Here is a 6,046-nt window from a genome sequence, read left to right as displayed (position 1 = left end):
GTACCGATCCGTACAAATGTATTCTGTGTGGCGACAGGCTGCTTTTCACCGGGGCGCAAATGGGTAAAAAAGCAACGGAATTGTTGTCAGAAAGACTGTATAACCTGGAGAAAAAGCGATGGTTACGCAGCTAAACGCAGGATCAATGTGTCTAAAATAAGGAAATCAGGTTAGAAATTACACTCTCTGAGGAAATGTTAACTGGCACTAAACACAATAAATCGATCCCCATCTCCTTTTTGCAATAAGGGATGGCTTTTGCTACTCACTTTAAAAGCGATTCAATTTCCTAACCATGAACTCGATATTTCAGTGCTTAATAACCAGTTAACCCTGAGCGGTAAACCGAAGGTTGAGGAAACAGAGGCTAACGAAGAAAAAGATGGCATCAAATGGTTGCATCAGGGGATTAGAAAAAGCGATTTTTCCTTAAGTTTCAGACTTGAGCATCGGATAACCATCCAGCAGGCCAATCTGGATAAAGGATTATTAACCCTTCAATTTACTTATGATATTCCCGAACAGGAAAAACCACAGAAAATCGCCATTGGCGTTCAAAATGAATCAGGACGTATTCTGGAACACAATGCAGCTTAATATAATAGCGCCCCGAATTGGGGCGTTTAAAAATTAAACATTCATTAAAAAGCAGTACTCTGTTAAACAAAATTTAAAGTGGCTTGAAAAAGTACTCCTATCGATAGTGGATGTACAAAGTGATGATTTTTTGAATAAATATTAACTTTGAATTTTTTTGTACTTTTCGCATAAAGCAGCTAGTATCGATATGGTTTCCGTATCCATAACTCCATCATAGTTTTCTTGACGGAAATGTAGTTGAAAGGCTCTTGTTAACTGTTTAAAACCATCAGCGTTGTTTGCATTTTGGACTGAATAGCCATATTTATTGAATAAGTTTATAATAGCGTTACGCTCAGGTATACCTTGAGAAATAAACTTTTTCTTGTACTTCTCAATGGTATCTATATCTGGCCATGCGCCAATACCGGCCTTATAAAGATCTTCCCAAGGGAAAGCCGCTCCAGGATCACTTTTCCGCCCCGGTGCAATATCAGAATGCCCAATAACGTTGACTTGGGAGATGTCTGGGTAACGTTGTATAATATTTTTTGACAACTCAATGATGGCTTCTATCTGTTGTGGGTGGAAAGGTGGGAAAGTAAACTCACCATTATTGTCCGTCGCTAGATTAACTGTTTCAATACCAATGGCGGTATCGTTGAGGTTGTTACGACCAGCCCAATTACTCACACCTGCATGCCAAGACCTCTCGTTTTCATCAACCAGATTAAATATGCACATATTTTTAAATCCTGCATCAATATAAGTTTGGTCAGATGGATCAGGAACAAGATAATGCGCGCTAACTGAGCTACCGGTTAGCATATTGACTGAACTTTTAAAATTAGCCGCGGTATAATGCATGACAAGGAAACGTACACGGCGATTAAAGCTTTTTACAGAACGATACGAGTTGTAGTCAATTGGATACATAAGCTCCTCTCTTCTCTATATGTTAGATTAATTGTTAATTCAACAAAATCACATCTACATTATACTGTATAAATAAACAGCATTACAAACTGGTCATAAAGTCAACAATAAAAATGAGTGCGTAAAAACAGCATGCGGAATTCAGTGTGGGAGAGGATTTTATTGCGGTAACAACGTATAACTGTCTTCATCAATCGGGCAAATGAAATGCGCGGCCAGTGGGTCAACTTCTCCCGCATGGATGTAGTGCAGAACGTGCTGATTACGGGTCATGCCACCTAGTTTTCGATGCCAGTAGGTTTTCGCGGCCGCTTTACTTTTTGTCCGGTACAGTTCAAAAAATTGGGCATCCGGGGCAATCACTTCGGCTACCACAATCCGCCCGACAATCCCGTGATAACAGTGTTCGCAGCCTTCAAAATGGCGCATAAACACCTTTTCAGGCTGGCAATACTGTTCAATCAGGAAGGGTAGCCCAGACGAGGGTAGGAATACCGGCTTCCTTGGATACCGGCCACCCTTACGGGTGCCCCGCCTGAGCCACCATAATTTACAGGCATACTTAGGCTTTTTTCGACATAAAAAAGACGCGGGGCGCGTCATCTGTCGCCAAGGAAAAACTCAGGTTCCTACACCCGGTTAACCATTGAGGATTAACACCTCGATTATAGCGACTGAGAGGAAAATCGGCAAGGATATATTAATGAATGTAGGCACATATTGCGCTTGGTACTTAACGGTGTTTACATTGACTTAAAACGCCATAATTTATCAGTGCCAACTTTTATGCCTATTCTTGGTGTGGTCATATATTCTGGTCTGGCCGTGGTATCGTAAACACAAAAATAATTCGATTGTGTTAAATCAATCTGGTTATTATTTTTCGTGATATTTAATTTTTTGCAGAGTTTACCCGGCCCATCCAAAGAAAGACGCATCGGTTTTTCTAATTCTATACCTCGAATTAAAACCGCCGACGGAAATCCTTCACGTTCGGTCACAATATTCAGACAATGGTACATGCCGTAAATAAGATAAACATAGGAAACCCCGGCAGCACCAAACATGACTGCTGTTCGTGGCGTACAGCCTCGCGCGGCATGACAGGCCGGATCATCCTGCCCTATATAGGCTTCCACTTCGTTGATAACGCCATAATAATCAGCAAACTTTAAAACTTTTCCCAGCAAATCCTTTGCCACACAAAGCGTATCACGCTCATAAAATGAGCGAGGTAAAATAGTATTACTCGACACAGATTAATCCATCAGTGCATTAATCTCAGCATCAGACAGCCCCGTTGACATTTTGACAATCGCCCGATCAACGCCGTTGGCTAAAAGCTGGCGAGCTATTTTAACTGAGGCATTTTTCTCACCTTTTTGTTCGCCAAGCTGTATTCCTTCTTGACGGCCTTTCAAGATACCTTTTTCTATGCCCCGCTGTTCACCAAGTTTCTCACCTTCTTGCCGTAGCTGCTCTGCAATAGTCATCACTACCTCCCGATAATCAGTCGCTTTTTCCGCAATCTGATGCAAAAATTGCTTTGCATCAGAAGTATTTCCTCGTTCTACAATATAACATATTAATCCTCGAAATAGCTCAGGCTGCAATACCCACTGATTGAGCAAGGATGCTATCTCTTGACTTAACTCTAGCATATCGCGGGTACGGATATGCTTCATCACCAGCTCCATTAGGGCAACGTGCCGATGCGTGACAATTTCTTCGTCGGGGATCGCCGTAACGTCAACCAGCGGAAACGCCTGCATATAAACAGACTTTGCCAGCTCTGGATCAGCAAAACAATCCAGACAATGGGTACTGTAGGGATACGGCGAAGTGTTACCCTGATAAAACAGCATCGGGATCACCACAGGTAAGGTGTCATTACCCTGCTCAAGATGCCGTTGCATCGCCGCCACCGCATAGCGCATCAAACGAAATGCCATCAGCTTTTCTGGGCTGCTCTGGTGCTCGATAAGGCAATAGACGTAACTATCATGACCCGCTGTGGTCTTCATTGAATAGAGCATATCCGAACACTGGCTACGCAGGTCTGGCTCAATAAAGCTTCCGGACTCCATCGCCAGCGTACTAAAATCACACAATTGACGAAGTTTTTCCGGTAAATGAATTTGCAGAAAATCCCTTGCGATGGTGATATCACCAAGGAATTTCTTAAACAGACTGTCATGGTGGGAAAGTGTCTTTTTCATTAATGCATTATACCTATGAGGGATAACCCTCGCCATTCTTTCACATTAAAATTTGAATATCCCGACGCGAATACCCAGCTTTTGTTTCTCCTGAAGTTTAACTGTCGCTTCCTGATTTTGTTTAAACAGCGAAAAACCGCGCTGTTGCTTCAACAACTGCTCTGAGGTATCCAATGGTTTCAATTTATCAAACGGCGCGGGCTTTATGCCCATTGCACCCTGATTTTCGATGCGCCAGTTATTGCGCTTGTGATCTGACCATCCCTGCTGATTGCCCTGCCCGTCTGTCAACGGTACTTTTACTGTTGTTTCACCCTCCTTGCGCATTTTTATCACACTGCCGACTTTTACCCCTTCACGCTTGATTTCATCAGCAATATTGCTACCCCATCGTGTCATCTCTGTTTTGTTTTTCAGGGTGCGCAGCGTGATATAGTTTTGCTGCTTGTTTTTTGGATCAAACAGATAATTTGTCCGACCGAACTCAACCACTTCAAACAGATTGCGTAGACGATCAGGCTCACGTTTAAGCTGCTCTTTCTTCCCAAAATCATATTTATGGGTACATTTGACGTTATAGCCCATTTTTTGCAGGTTTCCGGCAAACTTCTCGCGTAACTCGCGCAGGTCTTTTTTACGAATATTAATCCGCTTACCGCCATTATCAGGAATGCGAAGCAATGCATGAACATGTGGATGATGTTCTTTATCAGTATGATATGCAATCAGAACGCGGTTTTCAGGATATTTTTCCCTTAGTGTCTCCTCTGCCGCTTTAATCATATCCCTTTCCGATACCTCCGCTATCTTCGGGGATGAAAAAACCATATTATGCACAAGATTAGGTGAACGGTCATGGGTGTACTGCTTTTTATCTTCATCATCGATAAGCGATTCATACGCTTCTTTTCGTTGCTCCCGGACAGCTATGTGATATTCTACGCCATTGTTATCACGTAAAGTTATTTCCCCTTCTCGTGCAATATAGTTTATTTCATTTTTAACCCCGCGAGGCCGGTTAGCGCTGCCGGTAATTTTTACCATTACCTCACGACTCGCCCCCTGCTGTAACATCCGGCTTTGGATGTTTTTTTCATATTTCGCGCCACCATTACGCATTTTAAAGTTATAAGGTGTCCGTCTGGCCTGCTCCTGTTGCCCCCGTAATTTACGAGCTTTATATTCATCATCCGATTTTTTACCTATTCTTTTTGACATAACATCACCTTATCATTTTGGCGTATTACGGATTTTTACACTACGCACATTCACAGCAGCATTAGTCAATTGCCGCACGGATTTTTTCACATCCTCAACGTCCTTATTGAGTTTTTTCACCGCTTCCCACAATTCTGTTTCTTTTACATCATTATACTGACGTTGACGAATAATCGTAGCCAGATTACGCCCCGCCGTATTGACGGCATTTCTTGCCCGGCGTAATTCTTCCACTTCCTCATCCAGAAGAACAGGCTCCGTGGTCATGGCAAGGTTTAACATAAATCTTATTTCTTTCGCCACTGACCAGTGCCGGGAATCCGCTTGCAGAGTCAACTGATTAAGCATCTCATCAGATAAACGGATTTGCCTCACATTTGATAATGTCGATTCTTTACAGGAGACGGTATCGACTTCTGTCGAATATTGAGAAATAATTTTATTGGCAAGAACAGAAAAAAAAGCGGCTGGCTTTTTACCACTTAATTTTATTATCACATCCTTTAATTTGTTATAATTATCACTCGATATTCTAAAGCTAATAAATTTCATCCTTCCTCCAAAAACCCGTGTAGCGGCTGGCGAGAGCTACAAATGTGCACATTTGTAGTGGCTACGACTATCCGGGTCTTGTGTTTTATGGTGGCTTTGTGGCATACCTCTATTCATCTTGATACTCAATATTCCAATCGTTACTGTTGGTATAGGTGGAGCAGATAGGCATACAAAACTACGCATAAGAAAAATGCTGTAGAGACATACGACGTTACCCATCATTCGCCACCTGTCTGGTTTTGTAGTGGTCTAATAAAACTGTAGAGATTTATAGCTTATAATTAAGCAAAATCTTATAGGTATAAATATGACCCGAAAAGTAAAAGTAACCTTTAGCGGAAAGCAAAAACTGGAATATGCAAAACTCATGGTTGAAGGTGGATATAGCAATATCCAAGTTGAAAAAATATCCGGTGCGGGTAAATCTGCCGTATCACGATGGAAGCAACAATATCTTGCCGAGTTAAATGGGAATACGCCTGTAAAATCAAAAGCGTTAACACCCGAGCAACAGCGCATACAAGAATTAGAAGTTCAAC

Annotated in this window: 8 protein-coding genes and 2 pseudogenes; 3 read left to right on the top strand and 7 right to left on the bottom strand. The window is 42.0% G+C overall.

The annotated features are described in order from the left end of the window. Positions 1-134 (top strand): annotated as a pseudogene (locus G468_RS25530) (IS91 family transposase); the annotation flags it as partial. Positions 135-258: 124 nt separating this feature from the next. Further along, a complete protein-coding gene (locus G468_RS22145; protein ID WP_246067618.1) occupies positions 259-597 on the top strand; it encodes an Hsp20 family protein in 339 nt (112 codons plus the stop codon). Positions 598-738: 141 nt separating this feature from the next. On the opposite strand, the gene G468_RS0118945 is transcribed toward G468_RS22145, so the two are convergent. From G468_RS0118945 to G468_RS24100, 7 genes and pseudogenes are all read right to left on the bottom strand, one after another. Further along, positions 739-1,515, bottom strand: coding sequence for an N-acetylmuramoyl-L-alanine amidase (locus G468_RS0118945; RefSeq protein ID WP_026824271.1), 777 nt, complete (start codon positions 1,513-1,515; stop codon positions 739-741). A 159-nt stretch (positions 1,516-1,674) separates the two neighbouring features. Then, positions 1,675-1,980: pseudogene (locus G468_RS0118940) on the bottom strand (type II secretion protein E); the annotation flags it as partial. A gap of 278 nt (positions 1,981-2,258) precedes the next feature. Continuing rightward, complete coding sequence (locus tag G468_RS0118935) at positions 2,259-2,771, bottom strand: DNA-3-methyladenine glycosylase (RefSeq protein ID WP_026824269.1); 513 nt, start codon at positions 2,769-2,771, stop codon at positions 2,259-2,261. A 3-nt stretch (positions 2,772-2,774) separates the two neighbouring features. Then, positions 2,775-3,734: an Rpn family recombination-promoting nuclease/putative transposase gene (locus G468_RS0118930; protein WP_026824268.1), complete on the bottom strand. Its 960-nt coding sequence runs from the start codon at positions 3,732-3,734 to the stop codon at positions 2,775-2,777. 45 nt (positions 3,735-3,779) lie between these two features. After that, the gene (mobP1, locus tag G468_RS0118925) at positions 3,780-4,952 is read right to left on the bottom strand and encodes a MobP1 family relaxase (protein ID WP_135679029.1); all 1,173 of its coding nucleotides are present in this window, start codon (positions 4,950-4,952) and stop codon (positions 3,780-3,782) included. Between the two features lie 12 nt (positions 4,953-4,964). Further along, positions 4,965-5,504, bottom strand: coding sequence for a hypothetical protein (locus G468_RS0118920; protein WP_026824266.1), 540 nt, complete (start codon positions 5,502-5,504; stop codon positions 4,965-4,967). 36 nt (positions 5,505-5,540) lie between these two features. Continuing rightward, complete coding sequence (locus G468_RS24100) at positions 5,541-5,726, bottom strand: hypothetical protein (protein WP_155847050.1); 186 nt, start codon at positions 5,724-5,726, stop codon at positions 5,541-5,543. 88 nt (positions 5,727-5,814) lie between these two features. Here G468_RS24100 and G468_RS0118915 point away from each other — a divergent pair. Beyond that, the coding region (locus G468_RS0118915; RefSeq protein ID WP_026824265.1) for an IS3 family transposase at positions 5,815-6,046 on the top strand (232 nt) is incomplete at its 3' end.

The organism is Arsenophonus nasoniae DSM 15247 (assembly GCF_000429565.1).
Taxonomy (GTDB): domain Bacteria; phylum Pseudomonadota; class Gammaproteobacteria; order Enterobacterales; family Enterobacteriaceae; genus Arsenophonus; species Arsenophonus nasoniae.
This window is presented reverse-complemented; position numbering and strand designations above follow the sequence as displayed.

Coding starts and splice junctions, on each gene's coding strand:
- G468_RS0118920 (WP_026824266.1), bottom strand. CDS start 5,504: ATGAAATTTATTAGCTTTAGAATATCGAGTGATAATTATAACAAATTA.
- mobP1 (WP_135679029.1), bottom strand. CDS start 4,952: ATGTCAAAAAGAATAGGTAAAAAATCGGATGATGAATATAAAGCTCGT.
- G468_RS0118945 (WP_026824271.1), bottom strand. CDS start 1,515: ATGTATCCAATTGACTACAACTCGTATCGTTCTGTAAAAAGCTTTAAT.
- G468_RS24100 (WP_155847050.1), bottom strand. CDS start 5,726: ATGGGTAACGTCGTATGTCTCTACAGCATTTTTCTTATGCGTAGTTTT.
- G468_RS0118930 (WP_026824268.1), bottom strand. CDS start 3,734: ATGAAAAAGACACTTTCCCACCATGACAGTCTGTTTAAGAAATTCCTT.